Origin of the sequence: Hoylesella buccalis ATCC 35310, from assembly GCF_000177075.1 — a bacterium.
GTDB lineage: Bacteria > Bacteroidota > Bacteroidia > Bacteroidales > Bacteroidaceae > Prevotella > Prevotella buccalis.
This window is the reverse complement of the sequence record NZ_ADEG01000039.1, coordinates 187,558-205,829: the sequence shown is the minus strand read 5'-3', so window position 1 is coordinate 205,829 and position 18,272 is coordinate 187,558. Positions and strand designations below refer to the sequence as shown.

The 18,272-nt window shown below is 46.7% G+C and carries 13 protein-coding genes; 11 read left to right on the top strand and 2 right to left on the bottom strand.

The genetic code is table 11. From position 1 onward, the window contains the following. The first annotated feature begins 1 nt into the window (after position 1). The 10 genes from HMPREF0650_RS04110 to HMPREF0650_RS04065 all read left to right on the top strand — a co-directional run bounded on the left by HMPREF0650_RS04110 (position 2) and on the right by HMPREF0650_RS04065 (position 15,062). Positions 2–1,438 carry a sodium:solute symporter gene (locus tag HMPREF0650_RS04110; RefSeq protein WP_004348562.1) on the top strand — a complete coding sequence of 479 codons (1,437 nt, stop codon included), beginning with the start codon at positions 2–4 and terminating at the stop codon, positions 1,436–1,438. Positions 1,439–1,510: 72 nt separating this feature from the next. Continuing rightward, on the top strand, positions 1,511–4,132 hold the full coding sequence (locus tag HMPREF0650_RS04105) for a golvesin C-terminal-like domain-containing protein (RefSeq protein WP_004348560.1): 2,622 nt from the start codon (positions 1,511–1,513) through the stop codon (positions 4,130–4,132). 27 nt (positions 4,133–4,159) lie between these two features. After that, a complete protein-coding gene (locus tag HMPREF0650_RS04100; RefSeq protein WP_040562388.1) occupies positions 4,160–6,013 on the top strand; it encodes an outer membrane protein assembly factor BamB family protein in 1,854 nt (617 codons plus the stop codon). Positions 6,014–6,041: 28 nt separating this feature from the next. Then, the gene (locus HMPREF0650_RS04095; protein ID WP_004348557.1) at positions 6,042–7,460 is read left to right on the top strand and encodes a glycosyltransferase family 2 protein; all 1,419 of its coding nucleotides are present in this window, start codon (positions 6,042–6,044) and stop codon (positions 7,458–7,460) included. 196 nt (positions 7,461–7,656) lie between these two features. Further along, positions 7,657–8,994 (top strand): MFS transporter, encoded by a 1,338-nt coding sequence (locus HMPREF0650_RS04090; RefSeq protein ID WP_004348556.1) that lies wholly within the window; start codon positions 7,657–7,659, stop codon positions 8,992–8,994. Between the two features lie 31 nt (positions 8,995–9,025). After that, complete coding sequence (locus tag HMPREF0650_RS04085; protein WP_155813569.1) at positions 9,026–10,240, top strand: exo-beta-N-acetylmuramidase NamZ family protein; 1,215 nt, start codon at positions 9,026–9,028, stop codon at positions 10,238–10,240. A 14-nt stretch (positions 10,241–10,254) separates the two neighbouring features. Then, positions 10,255–11,466, top strand: a complete 1,212-nt coding sequence (locus HMPREF0650_RS04080) for an acyltransferase family protein (RefSeq protein ID WP_004348554.1) — start codon at positions 10,255–10,257, stop codon at positions 11,464–11,466. A 14-nt stretch (positions 11,467–11,480) separates the two neighbouring features. Next, positions 11,481–12,329 (top strand): hypothetical protein, encoded by an 849-nt coding sequence (locus HMPREF0650_RS04075; RefSeq protein WP_004348552.1) that lies wholly within the window; start codon positions 11,481–11,483, stop codon positions 12,327–12,329. A 17-nt stretch (positions 12,330–12,346) separates the two neighbouring features. Next, entirely contained in the window at positions 12,347–13,174 is an 828-nt protein-coding gene (murQ, locus tag HMPREF0650_RS04070; RefSeq protein ID WP_004348551.1) for an N-acetylmuramic acid 6-phosphate etherase, read from the top strand. 31 nt (positions 13,175–13,205) lie between these two features. Then, the gene (locus HMPREF0650_RS04065) at positions 13,206–15,062 is read left to right on the top strand and encodes a serine hydrolase (protein WP_004348550.1); all 1,857 of its coding nucleotides are present in this window, start codon (positions 13,206–13,208) and stop codon (positions 15,060–15,062) included. 358 nt (positions 15,063–15,420) lie between these two features. Here HMPREF0650_RS04065 and typA read toward each other — a convergent pair whose 3' ends face one another. Beyond that, complete coding sequence (gene typA / locus HMPREF0650_RS04060) at positions 15,421–17,223, bottom strand: translational GTPase TypA (protein WP_004348549.1); 1,803 nt, start codon at positions 17,221–17,223, stop codon at positions 15,421–15,423. 272 nt (positions 17,224–17,495) lie between these two features. Between typA and rpsO the strand changes: the two genes are divergently transcribed. Then, entirely contained in the window at positions 17,496–17,765 is a 270-nt protein-coding gene (gene rpsO / locus HMPREF0650_RS04055) for a 30S ribosomal protein S15 (RefSeq protein ID WP_004348548.1), read from the top strand. 69 nt (positions 17,766–17,834) lie between these two features. On the opposite strand, the gene folK is transcribed toward rpsO, so the two are convergent. Beyond that, complete coding sequence (gene folK, locus HMPREF0650_RS04050) at positions 17,835–18,260, bottom strand: 2-amino-4-hydroxy-6-hydroxymethyldihydropteridine diphosphokinase (RefSeq protein ID WP_004348545.1); 426 nt, start codon at positions 18,258–18,260, stop codon at positions 17,835–17,837. Between the last annotated feature and the right edge of the window lie 12 nt (positions 18,261–18,272).

Sequence of the window (18,272 nt, the reverse complement as noted above, 5' to 3'; positions counted from 1 at the left end):
CATGAACGCCATCATCATTCTCATCACCGTAGGCATCTATTTCATCCTACAACTCGCCGTGTCGTTTAGAAAATCAACGACAGCCAACTCTGATTTCTTTTCGGGCAGTCGACAATCTAAATGGTATGTTGTTGCCTTTGCCATGATTGGCGCCAGCATTTCGGGTGTAACCTACGTGTCGGTTCCAGGCATGGTGAACAAGAGTGGGTTTGGCTATTTGCAATTAGTCATGGGGTTTATCGTCGGCCAACTCATCATCGCCTTTGTCTTAACCCCACTGTTCTACCGCATGAAGCTCACCTCGGTGTACGAATATCTGAGCAACCGATTCGGCTTGAAGGCTTATCATACGGGAGCTTGGTTCTTCTTCATCAGTAAGATGTTGGGAGCGGCGGTGCGCCTGTTCCTGGTGTGTTTTATCTTACAGATGCTGGCTTTCGAGCCCCTGGGCATTCCGTTCATTGTCAATGTTTTCATCTCTGTGGGCTTCGTGTGGCTGTACACCCATCGCGGAGGGGTAAAATCGGTGATTTGGGCAGATGTCATCAAAACCTGTTGTTTAATCATTTCGGTGGCGCTCTGTATTTACTTCATCGCCCGAGACATGGGGCTTTCGCTTAGCGGAACCTTCCATGCGATTGGACAAAGCAACATGAGTAAAATGTTGTTTTTTGATGATCCCAACGATAAGCAGTTTTTCTTCAAACAATTCTTGGCGGGCATCTTCACGATGATTGCCACCAACGGACTTGACCAAGATATGATGCAACGCAACTTGAGTTGCCGCAACAGCAAGGAATCACAAAAGAACATGATTTTCAGCATCATTCTTCAGTTTGTCGTGGTTTCCGCTTTCTTGATGCTTGGCGTGCTGCTGTACCTCTTCGCAGCACAGCATGGAATGTCAGAAACAGGCGACAAACTGTTCCCAGCCATCGCCACAGGGCCTTATCTCCCCATGATTGTCGGCATCTTATTCATCGTCGGTTTGGCATCATCGGCCTACAATGCTGCCGGAGCAGCCCTGACTGCACTTACCACCTCGTTCACAATCGACATCTTAGGTGGCCACTCGCTGAGCGAGAACCGTGTGAAACGCATGCGGCAACGTGTACACCTTGGAATGGCTATCCTGATGGGAGTGGTCATCATCGCCATCAACATCCTGAACAGCACCAGTGTGGTAGATGCCGTCTACACCCTTGCCAGCTACACCTACGGCCCCCTCTTAGGAATGTTCGCCTTTGGCATCATTATGAAACAACAAGTACACGACCGCTATGTGCCATGGGTGGCTATCGCTGCGCCTGTGCTTTGTTTGATATTAGACAAACACTCCATGCAATGGTTCAATGGCTATCAGTTTAGTTACGAGATACTTATCTTCAACGCATTGTTTACCTTCTTAGGACTTTGCTTGTTGATTCGACGAAAATAACGATAAAACAAACCCAAACATTGGTACATCTATATGAAAGCAATTGCGATACTTACTGCTCACATCAGCTGTATGCTGTTCACCATTGGCATACATGCTCAAAATAGACCTGCGGTCTTTGCGCCAACTTGCCAAACACCGTTAGTGCAAGAACTGACATCGCACAACCGCCCAAAATACGGTCTGTCAAACCGCCATATTGCGATGTGGCAAAGTCATGGACGATACTACGAAGCCAAATTAGACCGCTGGGAGTGGCAGAGATGCCGCCTCTTACAAACCGTTGAAGACCTATATACGCAGAGTTATGTGCTACCTTTCTTAGTTCCCATGCTCGAACAAGCGGGAGCCAACGTGCTGATTCCGCGCGAAAGGGATTGGAACAGCTTTGAAGCCATCGTGGACAATGACGGCAACAGCTTTCAACCAAAGTCGAAATATAGCGAATACAACGGAAAAGAAAGTTGGAAAAACGGCATAGGAAAGGGCTTCGCTTACCTCCGAAAGACTTACACCGACTTTCAAAACCCATTTACAGAAGGTAGTTATCGCATGGTGACCTCGATAAAAAAAGGAGCAGAAAGCACGGCTGAATGGGTTCCTCAGATTGACGAAACAGGCGAATACGCTGTTTATGTAGCCTATCATACCGTGCCTGGAAGCACCAATGCAGCCCGTTATACCGTTTATCATCGGGGAGGAATCAGCGAATTTAAGGTCAATCAACAAATGGGTGGAGGAACTTGGATTTATCTTGGAAAATTCGCTTTTGACAAGAATTTAGGCAAGAGTCAGCGCATCGTCCTCAGTAACAAGACAGACAAAGCAGGCGAAGTGGTGACAGCCGATGCTATTAAAATAGGTGGCGGAATGGGCAATGTCGGCAGACCAGAAATAAGTACCTACCCTCGTTTCACCGAAGCAGCACGCTACTGGATGCAATGGGCAGGCGTACCCGACAGCATCTACAGTCCTACAGCGGGAAAAGACGATTACAAAGACGATTATCAAGCGCGTGGCGAATGGGTGAACTGGCTGGCAGGAGGGTCAGAAAGCTATCCCAGCGGCAGAGGTTTGAACATCCCTATAGAAATGTCTTTGGCCTTTCACTCCGATGCGGGTGTCACCAAGAACGACAGTACCATTGGTACTTTGGGCATTTACTTCACGCAATCGTATGACAGTGTGTTTGCCAATGGGGCCTCGCGACAGCTTTGTAAGGAATATGCCGAAACCATTCATAACAGCATATTACATGACATACGGGCACAATTTGACCCAACGTGGCACAGCAGGGGCAACAGAAATGGTTCTTATTATGAGGCACGAACTCCACGGGTGCCAGCCATGTTGTTGGAATTGCTGTCGCATCAAAACTTCGCAGACATGCGTTATGGACTTGATCCTCGTTTCCGATTTGCAGTAAGTCGTGCCATCTACAAAGCCATGCTGCGCTTTTCGTGCAAACAACATCAACAAAAATACGTGGTTACACCGCTCCCCGTGAGTCACATGGCAGCTCATTTAACGGATAAGGGGCAGGTGGAACTCACTTGGCAAGCTGTTGAAGACACGCTTGAACCCACGGCAAAACCCGACCGCTACATTGTTTATACGCGCTATGGAAATGGAGAGTTTGACCATGGAAAAGTGGTAAAACAATGTAAATATGTGGCAGACGTACCCAAAGACATGGTGTGCAGCTACAAAGTTGTGGCGATGAACGAGGGCGGTGTGAGCTTTCCATCCGAGATTGTGGCCGTAGGACGCAGCGGAAAAGCAGACGCTAAGAAGGCTTTGGTGGTAAACGGATTCGACCGAGTGTCAGCTCCTGCCGATTTTGTTGCACCCGCTCCGTTGGATACTTTATATGCCGGATTCTTGGACAATGAAGACCATGGGGTGCCATATATGGTGGATATCAGTTATGTAGGCAGCCAAAAAGAGTTCAACAGGTCGCTCCCATGGCTCGATGATGATTCGGGTGGCTTTGGCGACAGTCACGGAAATGAAGAGACAACAGTCATTGCAGGCAACACATTCGATTACATCGCCCTGCACGGAGATGCCATCTTAAAGGCTGGTTGTTCGTTCGAATCGTGTAGCCGAGAGCGCTTCAACCGTGTTGAGAAAGACATCCAATGGATTGACATCATCTTGGGAAAACAGCGACAGACAAAGTTAGGCAACGGCAAAATATATCCTTTGCGTTACAAAATCTTCACGCCCGAAATGCAACAAATACTCACTGCTTACACCCAACAAGGCACATCCATATTCGTATCGGGGGCTTATGTAGGCAGCGATCTATGGAATAACAAATTGGCAAAGCCACAAAAAGAAGACATTTTCTTTGCAACTAACGTACTGAAGTACAAGTGGCGCAACAGTAGAGCGGCCGTCACAGGACGCTTGTCGACCGTAAAATCGCCAGTCAATCTCGCACCAGCTGCCTACAACTACGCGCATACGTTGGGACCTAAAACCTATATTGTAGAATCGCCAGACGCTATTGAACCTGCTTGCGACAACGCCTATACCGTGATGCGCTATCCCGAAAACAACTTTAGTGCGGCAGTGGCATACCGCAGTGACTACAAGACGTTTGTCATGGGCGTGCCATTCGAGTCGATATTGGATGCTACCAACAGAGAAAAGCTGATGGCAGAAATCATACAGTTCTTTAAACAATAAATCCCATTACAAATTATACCGATGATTATGAAGAGAATACAAACCTTTATATACAGTATATTAGCACTTGCCTTCTGTGTACAGGTACAAGCACAAATAGGAACTTTCCGCTTTGCTCAACTGACAGATATTCACCTCAGTGAAAACAATCCCAATCCAACCGAAGACCTACTTCGATCCATTGCTCAGATTAATGCAACGGACAGTCTTGACTTTGTTCTCGTTACGGGCGACCTTACCGAGGAGGGCGACAATGCAACGCTACACAAAGTGAAGCAGTGTTTAGACCTTTTACGCTATCCTTATTATACCGTGATGGGCAATCATGAAACCAAGTGGAGCGAATCAGGATGCACCATGTTTGCCAAGATATTCGGTGGCGAACGCTTCTCATTTTTCCATAAAGGCATTCAGTTCATAGGTTTCAATACAGGTCCTTTCATGCGCATGGCATTCGGTCATGTGAAACCGCAAGATATATCGTGGATTCAATCAACCATCAAGGACAAGAAACAACCGGTGATATTGGTTACCCACTACCCTATTTTAGAAGGCGATGTAGACAACTGGTATGAGCTGACCGATGCTATAAAGCCTTATAACATACGTCTTTTCGTTGGTGGCCATTATCACAGAAACAAACAGTCCACTTACGATGGAATTCCTGGCGTACTTATCCGATCCAATCTTCGCGATAAAGACGCACTGCCAGGATATGGCATTTATGAAGTTTCTCCAGACTCTATCATCGTTTACCAGCAACGAATTGGAGAAAAGAAACAGCTAATATGCGCCTACTCTTTAACCCAACAGCTGTTCAACCACGACCAGAAAGCCGACAGGTATCCTGACTTCTCAGTCAACAAGACCTACCCAAACGTTAAAAGAAAATGGTGCGTACAGACGGGTACCGCCATCTATAGTTCGCCTGTCGTTGAGGGAAACAGAGTTTTTGTGGGCGACGATGCTGGCATACTAACGGCATACAACTTGAAAACGGGTAAAAAACTGTGGGCATACCAGTCGGGAAACCGTATTGTGGGAACGCCTGCGGTTGAAAATGGGATTGTTGTTTTTGGCTCAGCCGACCAGTACATCTACGGCATTGATGCCAAAAACGGCAGTTTAAAATGGCGCGTTCAGGCCGAAGCACCTGTGTTGGGAGCCGTTACCATACAGCAAGGCATCGCATATATCGGTAGCAGTGACCACATTTTCCGTGCCATTGACATTCAAAACGGAAAAGTAGTGTGGACCTATAACAACGTAAAAGGATATGTAGAAACAAAGCCTTTGGTTACAAACGATCAAGTTATCTTCGGTGCATGGGACAACACACTTTACTCGCTGAATCAAAAGAACGGTCATGAGAACTGGCGATGGACGGGCAATCTCACTCGAATGCACTTCTCACCAGCAGCTGTTTGGCCTGTTGCCACGCAGAACCGCGTTTTTATTGTAGATCCCGAACGAGCCCTCACGGCCATCGATTTAACAACGGGTGCAACCATCTGGCGCACCTATCAGTCGAAAGTACGAGAAACGATTGGCCTATCAGCAGACCAAACGCGCATCTATGCCAAGACAATGCAAGACAGTGTGGTGTGCTACAGCGCCACCTCTGAACAACCCAAACAACTATGGAGAGCCAATTTACAGTTTGGTTACGAACACGCTACCTCCATGATGGCCGAACAGGGCGATGTGGTTTTAGGTAGCACCAAAGATGGTTTGATATTCGCTTTACAGGCGAAAACAGGAGAAATCAGATGGAAACACAAAATAGGCAACTCACTCATCAACACCGTAGTACCTGTTGGGCGCCGACAACTGTTGGTGACAGCTGCCAGTGGAGAACTATGCTTACTACAATATCGATAATACTCATCACATCTAATAAAATGAAATAATGAAGAAGATAGATTGTTTTTTACCTTTCATCAACGAGGAGCAATACCAGCAACTGTGTGCTGCGTTTGAAGATTTTACATCTCTTATCAATATTCATGCGCTCAAAGAGAGCTTGTACCAATCCAATACCTTGCAGCAAATAGCCAAAGAGGCTACCGCCCCATATATCCTTTTGCTTACCAAGGACACACCCTTGAGCCTGCATTACAGAGCATTACAACGATTGATACAGCTTGCCGAAGACACCCAGGCTGCGCTCTTGTATGCTGATCACTATCAGATTAAAGCTCAAAAGCGTATCAATTCGCCTGTTATTGATTATCAATTGGGGTCTTTACGCGATGACTTTAACTTCGGTTCGCTGTTGTTTTTCAATACTGCCGCATTCAAAACTGGTGTTCTCAACCTCAAAAACCACTATCAGCACGCCGCACTGTATGCTCTACGCCTTTGTCTGAGTAGGCACCACCAGTTGGTACACGTCAACGAATACCTGTATACAGAGATTGAAGAGGACAACCGAAAGAGTGGTGAAAAGCAGTTCGACTATGTTGATCCACGCAACCAAGAACGCCAAAAAGAAATGGAAAGGGCGTGTACCGAGCATCTGAAAGCTGTTGGAGGCTATCTCGAGCCTGTGTTCAAAGAGGTAGATTTCAACCTTATCCCATTCGAATATGAGGCATCGGTCATCATTCCTGTCAAGAATAGGGTTGGCACCATCGAGGCTGCCATACAATCTGTCTTGCACCAACAAACCAACTTCAAGTTTAATCTCATCGTGATTGACAATCATTCGGATGATGGCACTTCCGAAATCATTGACCAACACAAGGGTGATGAGCGTGTCATTCACCTCGTTCCCCAACGCACCGACCTCGGTATTGGTGGCTGCTGGAACTATGGTTTGCATCATGCCAACTGCGGAAAGTTCGCCGTTCAGTTGGACAGCGACGATTTGTATTCAGACGAACACACCCTACAAACCATCGTAGACGCCTTTTACCAGCAACAATGCGCCATGGTGATTGGCACTTATCGCATGACCGATTTCGACCTGAACACGCTCCCTCCAGGGGTGATTGACCACAGAGAGTGGACGCCTGAAAATGGAAGAAACAACGCACTGCGTATCAATGGGCTAGGTGCTCCTCGTGCTTTCTACACCCCTATTGCACGAGAAATTGGATTCCCCAACACAAGTTATGGTGAAGACTACGCCATGGGACTGAATATTTCGCGCCATTATCAGATAGGACGTATCTACGATGTGCTTTATCTGTGCCGTCGTTGGGGCGGCAATTCGGATGCGGCCTTGAACATAGAGCAAGTAAACGCCAACAACATCTATAAAGACCGAATCCGCACTTGGGAGTTACAAGCTCGTATGGTTCTTAACAAACAAAAAACAGAATAAGAACAGCTAATTTTATACTGAATATCAAGTAGTTATAGAATGATAGAATCTATGCGTTACAAACTCAATGAGATTAAGGTGCAAACTCAATGAGATTAAGGCTCAAACTCAATGAGATTAAGGCACAAACTCAATGAGATTGAAAACCCAATGTTTTACTCCGTACATAGAAGCTGTATTAAAACAGAGAAAAAGAATGAAACATATAACATCTAACATCAGTCCTTGGGCATGGATACCCACGCTCTATTTTGCCGAGGGCATCCCCTATTTTATCGTTAACAACATATCGGTCATTATGTTTACCAAGATGGGTGTACCCAATGGTGACATGGCCATGTTTACCAGTTTGTTGTATCTGCCGTGGGTCATCAAACCCCTGTGGAGTCCGTTTGTCGACATTCTGCGCACCAAACGTTGGTGGATTGTGATGATGCAAGCCCTCATGAGTTTGGCTTTCATTTTGCTGACGTTTACTCTGCCACATCCTTCACCCGACATCATCGCTTCGGGCAACACACCAGTCAGCATGTTTACACTTACGTTAGTGCTGTTTATCATCACAGCGTTTGCATCTGCAACCCACGACATCGCGGCTGACGGATTCTATATGTTGGCTCTCAATCCTTCGCAGCAATCGTTCTTCGTCGGCATCAGGAGTACATTCTATCGCTTTGCCTCTATCTTCGGACAAGGCGTTTTGGTGTTCGTTGCTGGATATTTAGAGCTGCACACGGGCAACATTCCGTTGTCGTGGATGATTACCTTGGGCATTACAAGCGTTTTGTTCACCATCATTACCATTTATCACACCTTCTTTATTCCTTATCCCCAACAGGACAAAGGAAAAGTAGGTGCCACAGGTGTGCATGCTAAAGACATCGTTTCAGAGTTCGGACGTACCTTTGCAACCTATTTCAAGAAGCCCGGACTGTGGATTGCCATTGCTTTCATGTTGCTGTATCGTTTGCCCGAAGCCTTCTTACTCAAGATGGCTGTGCCTTTTTTAGTAGATAACAGTGCTGACGGAGGATTGGCTATGAGCACCCAAGAGGTGGGGTTGGTCTATGGAACCATTGGTGTTATTGCACTGACCATTGGTGGCATCATCGGTGGTATTGCGGCTTCCAACTGGGGACTCAAGAAGTCGTTTTGGCCAATGGCTGCCTGCATGACGCTTCCCTGCTTTACCTTTGTGTACCTTAGTATGTTCCTTCCTCACAACATTATTATCATCAGTGCTTGCGTGGCCGTCGAACAATTTGGCTATGGATTTGGTTTCACTGCCTACATGTTGTACATGATGTATTTCTCTGAAGGCGAATTTAAGACCGCCCACTATGCCATTTGCACGGCATTCATGGCACTGAGCATGATGATTCCTGGCATGTTTGCCGGTTATCTGCAAGAGTGGTTGGGTTACGAACACTTCTTCTGGTTGGTCATTGCCTGCTGCTTGGCAACCGTCATGGTTACATTAATTATCAAAGTTGACCCTCATTATGGACGTAAAGATCCTGAAAATGTTAAATAATTCTTTCAAAAAACTATTTTTACTTGCCTTCATGCTTTGTCTCATTGCCACCGTTTTACCGGCAAGAAACAAACAAGTATTAACTGGTATTGACGTGTTAGAACGTCAAAATTTCAAACAGTTGCAAGGCAAGCGCATTGGTCTTATCACCAATCCAACGGGTGTTAACCGCTATTTGAAGTCGACCATCGACATCTTGCACGATGCACCTGGTGTCAAACTGGTAGCGCTCTATGGACCAGAACATGGTGTGCGAGGCGACATCTATGCAGGTGCCAAGGTGCAAGACCAAAAAGATGAGAAAACAGGTTTGCCCATCTTCTCCCTCTATGGCAAGACACGAAAGCCCACCAAAGAGATGCTTCGTGGCATCGATGCCTTGGTGTACGACATTCAAGACATTGGGGCACGCTCGTTTACCTTTATCAGCACCATGGGGTTGGCCATGGAAGCGGCCGCCGAAAACGGCATCGAATTCATCGTTCTCGACCGCCCCAACCCACTTGGCGGTCTGCACATTGAAGGCAATTTGGTGGAAGATGATTGCATGTCGTTTGTCAGTCAGTTTCGCATTCCCTATATCTACGGACTTACTTGTGGCGAATTGGCGCAGATGCTCAATGGCGAGCGTATGTTGAAGCATGGCGTTCAATGCAAACTAACGGTCATCAAGATGAAACGTTGGAAACGAAAAATGACGTACGAAGACACAAACTTGCCGTGGATAGCATCGTCTCCACACATTCCACAAGCCATTACTGCCTGGTATTATCCAACAACCGGCATTGTTGGTGAGTTTGGTTATCTCTCTATTGGTGTTGGTTACACCCTTCCATTCCAGTTGTTTGCTGCCCCTTGGATTAAGGCCGAAGAACTTGCCAAGGCCATGAATGCCCATCGATTACCGGGCGTTACGTTCCGTCCCATTCATCTTAGTCCGTTTTATAGCGTAGGGAAAGGCGAGCAACTGCAAGGCGTTCAGATACATATCACGAACTATAAGATAGTTCAACTCACCCCCATTCAATTTGTATTTATGCAAGAAATAGCTCGTTTATATCCCGAACACTCAGTGATGGAGCATGCCAATCAGGCCCGTTTCTCCATGTTCGACAAAGTTTGTGGCTCTAAACAAATACGCGAACGCTTCATGAAACGCAACCGCTGGGAGGATATTGCACCTTATTGGAACAAGGACGTGAAGGCTTTTAAACAACTGTCAAAGAAATATTATCTATATCGTTAAAATCATATTGCGCAATGAATGTTACACAAAAACCACAGAGTAAACGCATCTTAGCCATCGACATCCTACGAGGCATCACCATCGCTGGCATGATACTCGTGAACAATCCAGGCAGCTGGGCACACATCTTCGCCCCCCTCGAGCATGCTGAATGGAACGGAATGACACCCACTGACTTGGTGTTTCCTTTCTTCATGTTTGTCATGGGAATGTGTATTTTCATTTCCATGCAGAAGTATCAGTTTGCGTGCAACCGCCAAACGGTTTACAAAATTATACGCCGCACGCTGCTACTCTACCTCGTAGGCATATTCGTTGGGTGGTTTTCACGCTTCTGCTATCGTTGGGCTTTCCCATTAGAAGATGCCACTTTAGGTCAGCAAATATGGCATACCGTATGGTCGTTCGACACCATTCGGTTGTCAGGCGTGTTGGCACGGTTAGCCATTTGTTATGGCATCACAGCCCTGTTGGCCATCACCGTGCGTCATCGTTACTTGCTCAGCATCGTCATCACCTTGTTGATAGGCTATACCATCTTATTGTTTTGCGGCAACGGTTTTGCGTATGATGAAACAAATATCCTGTCCATTGTCGACCGAGCCGTTCTTACCGATGCGCACATGTACCACGACAATGGCATCGATCCCGAAGGATTGTTAAGTACATTTCCAGCCATTGCCCACACCCTCATTGGCTTTTTGATTGGAAAACTGGCTTTTAGTAAACAAAAAACCGTCACTGCCACCACGCAGAACGATCCCAAGACAGGCCTTATTTTGCACAACATCGTTCCGCTGTTCATTGCTGGAACCATCCTCACCTTCAGCGGTTTGTTGCTTGCTTATGGATGTCCGCTCAACAAAAAGATATGGTCACCCACCTTTGTACTGACAAGTTGTGGATTGGCCTCAACGCTTTTAGCCCTGTTAATATGGCTCATCGACGTAAAAGGATATAAGCGTTGGTGCCGCTTTTTTGAAGTATTTGGCATGAATCCACTTTTCTTATATGTGATGAGTGGTGTGATTGCCATCTTGTTTGGCTCGTTCCAGTTCCCATTCGGCGATGAGCCAACCTCAATCACGGGTTTTCTTTACCGTGATGTTTTTTCACCTTTGCTGGGACAAAACTTTGGGTCGCTGGCCCATGCCCTGCTCATCATCACGATACTTTGGGGTCTTGGCTACATTCTCTACAAGAAACGTATATTCATTAAATTATAAAATTACTGCACGACATGAAACAAAACATATATTTGATAGCCGACAGTGGCTCGACAAAAACAGATTGGGCGGTCGTTGAAGACAATCAATTGGGAAAGGTCATCACCACAAAAGGGATGAATCCTGTCTTTCAATCAACCGACGAAATGGTAGCTGAAATCACAGAAAACCTTCTGCCTCACCTGCCCACCAAACATTTTTCCAACATCTTCTTCTATGGAGCTGGCTGCATACCCGAAAAGGTTTCGGTAGTTGAAAATGCCCTACGACAGGTGCTCACGGTAGACCAAAAGGTTGAAGTAAACTCAGACCTCTTGGCTGCGGCACGCGCTTTGTGCGGGAAAGAGCCCGGCATTGCCTGCATCTTGGGCACTGGGTCGAACTCATGTTTTTACGATGGCAAGCAAATAGCGTGGCAAGTGCCTGCCCTTGGCTTTATCCTTGGCGACGAAGGGAGTGGCGCCAACTTAGGTAAACGATTGGTGAGCGACCTTTTAAAAAACCAGTTGGATGATCAACTCAAAGCGGAATTTTTCGCACAGTTCAACACCAACATGGCCGACATTATTGAAAATGTTTACCGCAAACCATTTCCAAGTCGTTATTTAGCCAGCCTAAACGTATTCTTGGAGCAGCATAAAACACACAAAGCCGTGCACGCGCTGCTGGTAAACGCTTTCTCTGATTTTATCCGCCGCAACGTCATGCAATACGATTACCATGAGTATCCCATGAATTGCATTGGCACCATCGCCCTTGTCTATCAATCGGAACTAACCGAAGCCGCACAGGCATTGGGCGTAAAGATAGGAACCATCAGCAAAGCCCCCATGGAGGGACTGCTCAAATACCACACATTATAAAAACAGGAGGATACGTCATGAGCTTTAAGAAGATAACCGAAGAAGCTTCGCTGTACAACGACTTGGAACATAAGTCGGTAGAAGAACTTTTACAAGACATCAACACCGAAGATCAAAAGGTGGCGTTGGCCGTACAAAAAACCATTCCACAAATCGCCAAGTTGGTGAAGCTGATTGTACCAAGGATGAAACAAGGCGGACGCATTTTCTACATGGGAGCTGGAACCAGTGGCCGTTTAGGCGTGTTGGATGCTTCTGAACTACCGCCTACCTTCGGCGTTTCAAAAACATTAGTCATCGGACTGATTGCTGGTGGCGACACGGCTTTGCGCAATGCGGTTGAAGCGGCAGAAGACGATGAGGAACATGGTTGGAACGAACTGGCAGAGCATAACATCAACAGCAATGATACCGTGATTGGTATTGCCGCATCGGGTACGACGCCATACGTTGTGGGCGCACTGCGCGACGCACGCGAACATGGTATTCTGACAGCCTGCATCACCAGCAATCCGGATTCGCCAATGGCAGCCGAGTCGGACATCGCCATCGAAATGATTGTAGGACCGGAGTATGTCACCGGTAGCTCGCGCATGAAATCGGGTACGGGACAAAAGATGATTCTCAACATGATTAGTACCGCTGTCATGATACAATTAGGACGCGTGAAGGGCAACAAGATGGTCAACATGCAGCTGACCAACCAAAAACTTGTAGACCGTGGCACGCGCATGCTGGTCGACTTGCTGGGGTTAGACTATGGCAAAGCCAAAAGTCTGCTGCTGCTTCACGGCTCGGTAGAAAAGGTGTTGCAAGAAACAAAACTACCCACGAAAGACGAATGATGACCACCCTTAACTTAAAAACATATCAACGATGAAACGAATGAGCTTTCTGTTGCTCTTGATGGTGGGGATGCTTTCCTCCATCAGGGCCAACGATATCCCGGTAGTCTACCCCGAACAAGTAGGCATGAACAGGCTGCGTCTGCAAAATGCTGACAGCGTTATCAACCAAGCCATCCGTGAGAAGCAAATTCCCGGAGCTGTGTTAGCGGTGGTTAGACATGGCAAAATGGCCTATCTCAAAGCCTACGGCAACCGCCAGCTCATTCCGACGGTGGAACCCATGACCACGAACACGGTTTTTGACCTGGCCTCGTGTACCAAACCAGTGGCTACAACGATGGCTACCATGCTCCTCATTGAGCGGGGATTGTTGCGCACTGGGGATGCTGTCAAGATGTATCTGCCCCACTTTCAAAGTTGGAACAGCAAACAAAATGACACCACGACCATACGCATCAGCAATCTGCTGACGCATACATCAGGCCTGCCACCCTACGCGCCCGTCAAACAATTGAGCAGCGAGCGCGGTGCTGACAAGCAACAAGTGTTGGCACGTTACATCGACCAATGCCAGCGACAATACAAACCAGGAACGGACATGCGGTATAGTTGTCTAAACTATATCACCTTGCAACGCATTATTGAACACATTACCCATCAATCGTTAAGAACCTTTTGTGCTGAAAACATTTTCATTCCTTTAGGTATGAACCACACTGATTTCATACCCTGCGCACAAGATAAAAAGGGAAATTGGACGAACACCGATGAGCCACGATGGGGCAAAAGAAACGATGCTGCCGCTTATCCCCTCGCCCCTACCGAGCAACAAGCCAACGGACAAGTGCTCAAAGGGCAGGTTCACGACCCTTTGGCACGCGTCATGAACGCGGGGATATCGGGCAATGCGGGCTTGTTTTCTACAGCTTCCGACCTGGCTGTGCTTTGTGCCATGCTGCAAAACGGCGGTTCGTGGAACGGCAAACGCATCCTGTCACCCAACACCATCCATGCCATGCGCACCATTCCATCAAGCCTGAAAGACTTTGGACGCAGCTTAGGATGGGACGTGTCGTCGCCATACGCCTCGAACAAAGGCGATCTGTTGAGCAACGAGACCTACGGACATACGGGATATACGGGTACCTCTATCGTGATAGACCCGGTAAACGACCTTTCCATCATCCTGCTTACCAACTGCGTCCATCCGCATGACAAGGGCAACACCGTACGTTTGCGGGCCTTGGTGGCTAACGCTGTTGCAGCAAGCATCACCAATGAGGAACCTTTGTACCATGAGCATTACTACCAACGCATGCTGCAATTCGAAGGCGAACCTGCCATACAGAAAAACAACATCGTGATGTTGGGAAACAGCATTACGGAAGGTGGCAAAGATTGGGCAGCTAAGTTGGGTAACAAAAAGGTCATCAACCGCGGCATCAGTGGCGATGTAGCCACAGGCATTTACGACCGGTTGCACACCATTTTGCCCGCACATCCTGCCAAGATATTCTTGATGGTTGGGGTAAACGATGTGAGCCACGACCTTAGCACCGACAGCATTGCCAACATGATTATACGACTGACGGAACGCATCCGACGCGAATCGCCACAAACCAAGCTCTATCTACAGAGTATGCTTCCTATCCGCGAATCAACAGGCAGATGGAAGCGACTGGTGGGTAAGACTGAACAAATACCCGAAATCAATGCGAGATTAGAGGCATGGGCAAAGCAAAACCACGTTACTTACATCAATCTCTTCCCGCTATTTACTGAGCCAGGCACAGATATCATGCGCCAAGAACTAACATACGATGGCTTGCATCTAACAGAAAAGGGATATGAAGTGTGGATTAACGTGTTGAAAAAATATTTATAGAACCCACGTTAAAACTGCGAGGGAGATAGATGTTTATTTACCTCCTCTTATTGGATCGGACAGCGATAATGCGACATTCTTTTCAATAAGCATGAAGATGGGATGGCAAAAGCAATGAGTTTAGCATCCAAAAGCATTGAGTTTGCCATCCAAAGTGATTGAGTTTGACACCCAAAAGCAATGACTTTGAAAAGCCTCCTCAAATAGGTTGGATAACATACGAATGGAACTGAGGGAAAAACTCTCGATTCAGATAAGAAACACCGCAGCCTGACAACGGGTTGGACTGCCGAGTGTGAACAAAAAATCCTTGCCCCATGGGACAAGGATTTTTTTGTTTATAAGGCTACATGAACAATCAATCTTTATTCAAGCGCTTGCGTTCAGTATGGTCGAGCGTTATCTTTCGCATGCGCATGCTCTTGGGAGTAACTTCCAACAGTTCGTCGGCTTTGATATACTCCAAACACTCTTCCAAGCTCATCACCACCTTGGGAATCACTCGTGCCTTATCATCCGAACCGCTGGCACGCACGTTAGTAAGCTGCTTGGCCTTGGTTACATTGATTACCAAGTCGTTGTCGTGAACATGTTCGCCTACCACTTCACCAGCATAAACTTCCTCTCCTGGATCGATGAAGAACTTACCACGGTCTTGAAGTTTATCAATGGAATAAGCATATGCCGTACCCGTCTCCATGGCAATCATGCTGCCGTTCACTCGTCTTGTGATTTCTCCCTTATATGGCTGATACTCTTTGAAACGGTGCGCCATGATGGCTTCACCCTGAGAGGCTGTCAGCACATTGGTACGAAGTCCCATGATACCACGCGATGGAATGTCGAACTCGATGTTCGTACGGTCGCCTTGGCTCTCCATGGAGGTCATTTCGCCCTTTCGACGAGTTACCATGTCAATCATTTTGCTGGAAAATTCTTCGGGAACATTGATGGTGAGTTCCTCAATTGGCTCATATTTTTCGCCGTTTATCTCTTTGAAAATCACCTGCGGCTGCCCCACCTGCAACTCATATCCCTCGCGGCGCATCGTTTCAACCAACACACTGAGGTGGAGAACGCCACGTCCACTGACAATCCACTTATCGGTTGCATCCTCGAAAGGACGCACACGGAGAGCCAGATTTTTCTCCAACTCTTTTTCCAAACGGTCGTTGATGTGGCGCGAAGTAACATACTTTCCCTCCTTACCAAATAAAGGTGAATCGTTAATGGTGAACAGCATGCTCATCGTAGGCTCATCAATGGCGATGGGAGGTAATGGCTCTGGATTCTCATAGTCACAGATAGTGTCGCCTATTTCGAAACGATCCAGACCAATGACAGCACAGATATCACCGCTACCCACTTGGTCGGTCTTGGCGTGACCCATGCCTTCAAAAGTATGAAGTTCTTTGATCTTGGTCTTTTCCTGACTGCCATCGCGGTGGCTAATGGTTACATTCATGCCACTGGCAAGTACGCCTCGATGTACCCTTCCAACGGCAATACGTCCTGTGTAGTTGGAGTAGTCGAGACTGGTAATCAGCATTTGCGGAGTACCCTCCAACTGCTTGGGCGCCGGTATCACCTCTACAATCTTGTCAAGTAAATATTCTATATTGTCCGTTGGTTTCTTCCAATCCTCTGACATCCATCCGTTTTTGGCCGAACCATACACAACAGGGAAGTCCAACTGGTCTTCGGTGGCGTTCAATGAGAACATCAAATCGAACACCATCTCGTACACTTCCTCGGGTCTACAGTTGGGTTTGTCCACCTTGTTCACCACAACGATGGGTTTTAAGCCTATCTCCAAGGCTTTTTGCAACACGAAACGAGTTTGCGGCATGGGACCTTCGAACGCGTCAACGAGCAAAATACAACCATCCGCCATATTGAGCACGCGCTCTACCTCACCACCAAAATCGGAGTGACCCGGAGTGTCTATGATGTTGATTTTGACTCCTTTCCAATTGATAGAAACGTTTTTAGAAAGAATGGTGATGCCACGTTCGCGCTCCAAATCATTAGCATCCAATACCTGTCCACTGTTATCCTGTCCGTCACGGAACAATTTTCCTGCCAACATCATCTTGTCTACCAACGTGGTTTTTCCGTGGTCTACGTGTGCAATGATGGCAATATTTCTAATGTCTTGCATTTTCTGTTACCTTAAACTTTTACGACTGCAAAGGTAATGCTTTTAATTTATAATTTGCAATGCACTATTCGTAATTATAAACTATCAACTAATTTTTTTATACCTTAATAGACATCGATGGACAGAAAACGAGAGAAAAGAACTTATTAAATGTTAAAAAACGACTCAAAGCTGACAAAATATGAAAGAGCAATGATGAAATGTACATTAAAAGCATTACCTTTGCAACCGCATTATTGCACAACATTTTTATTTTTTAACAACAAAGTTCTATGTATTTAGACAAAGCAAAAAAAGAAGAGATCTTTGGACAGTACGGAAAGTCTAACTCTGATACTGGTTCTGCTGAGAGCCAGATAGCATTGTTCTCATACCGTATTTCCCACTTGACGGAGCACCTTAAGAAGCACCGTAAAGATCATAACACTGCACGTTCATTGACCAAATTGGTAGGTAAGCGTCGTTCTTTGCTCGATTATCTGTATGATAATGACATTGAGCGTTATCGTGCTATCATCAAGGCTCTTGGCTTGCGTCGATAAAACGTAACGTGCTATTTAGCTTAAGGAATGGAGTAGGAGGAAACAACTTTTGTTTTCTCCTACTTTTGTTTATTCTCCTTCTTTGAGTATCTCACGCAAAGGAACCATCACAAACTCGCGCTCATGCATCAATGGATGTGGAATCGTGAGTTCGGGTGTTTGGATGTTGAGATGGTCAAACAACAAGATGTCGATGTCAATGCAGCGGTCTTGGTAAACTTCATCGTGTGTCTTCTCTACTCGCCCCATCTCTTTCTCGATTCTCTGGGTTGCTCTTAATACCTGAATCGGACTCATGGTGGTGCGACAACAGATGCAAGCATTGATGAAAGCATGGGGCGATGAGAATCCCCATGGCTGTGTTTCGTAGAGCGAAGATTGGCGTTCTACGGGACCAATCTGTTCTGCTATTCTTACAATAGCTTGGCGAATGGCTCGCCGCCTGTCACCCAGATTGGCACCAAGTGCGAGGTAAACGATATGCTCTTTAGTCATTTTGCGCGCCTA

Bases quoted from the DNA above. Each gene is read 5' to 3' on its own strand.
- HMPREF0650_RS04110 (WP_004348562.1), top strand. From the start codon at position 2: ATGAACGCCATCATCATTCTCATCACCGTAGGCATCTATTTCATCCTA.
- HMPREF0650_RS04105 (WP_004348560.1), top strand. From the start codon at position 1,511: ATGCTGTTCACCATTGGCATACATGCTCAAAATAGACCTGCGGTCTTT.
- HMPREF0650_RS04100 (WP_040562388.1), top strand. From the start codon at position 4,160: ATGAAGAGAATACAAACCTTTATATACAGTATATTAGCACTTGCCTTC.
- HMPREF0650_RS04095 (WP_004348557.1), top strand. From the start codon at position 6,042: ATGAAGAAGATAGATTGTTTTTTACCTTTCATCAACGAGGAGCAATAC.
- HMPREF0650_RS04090 (WP_004348556.1), top strand. From the start codon at position 7,657: ATGAAACATATAACATCTAACATCAGTCCTTGGGCATGGATACCCACG.
- HMPREF0650_RS04085 (WP_155813569.1), top strand. From the start codon at position 9,026: ATGCTTTGTCTCATTGCCACCGTTTTACCGGCAAGAAACAAACAAGTA.
- HMPREF0650_RS04080 (WP_004348554.1), top strand. From the start codon at position 10,255: ATGAATGTTACACAAAAACCACAGAGTAAACGCATCTTAGCCATCGAC.
- HMPREF0650_RS04075 (WP_004348552.1), top strand. From the start codon at position 11,481: ATGAAACAAAACATATATTTGATAGCCGACAGTGGCTCGACAAAAACA.
- murQ (WP_004348551.1), top strand. From the start codon at position 12,347: ATGAGCTTTAAGAAGATAACCGAAGAAGCTTCGCTGTACAACGACTTG.
- HMPREF0650_RS04065 (WP_004348550.1), top strand. From the start codon at position 13,206: ATGAAACGAATGAGCTTTCTGTTGCTCTTGATGGTGGGGATGCTTTCC.
- typA (WP_004348549.1), bottom strand. From the start codon at position 17,223: ATGCAAGACATTAGAAATATTGCCATCATTGCACACGTAGACCACGGA.
- rpsO (WP_004348548.1), top strand. From the start codon at position 17,496: ATGTATTTAGACAAAGCAAAAAAAGAAGAGATCTTTGGACAGTACGGA.
- folK (WP_004348545.1), bottom strand. From the start codon at position 18,260: ATGACTAAAGAGCATATCGTTTACCTCGCACTTGGTGCCAATCTGGGT.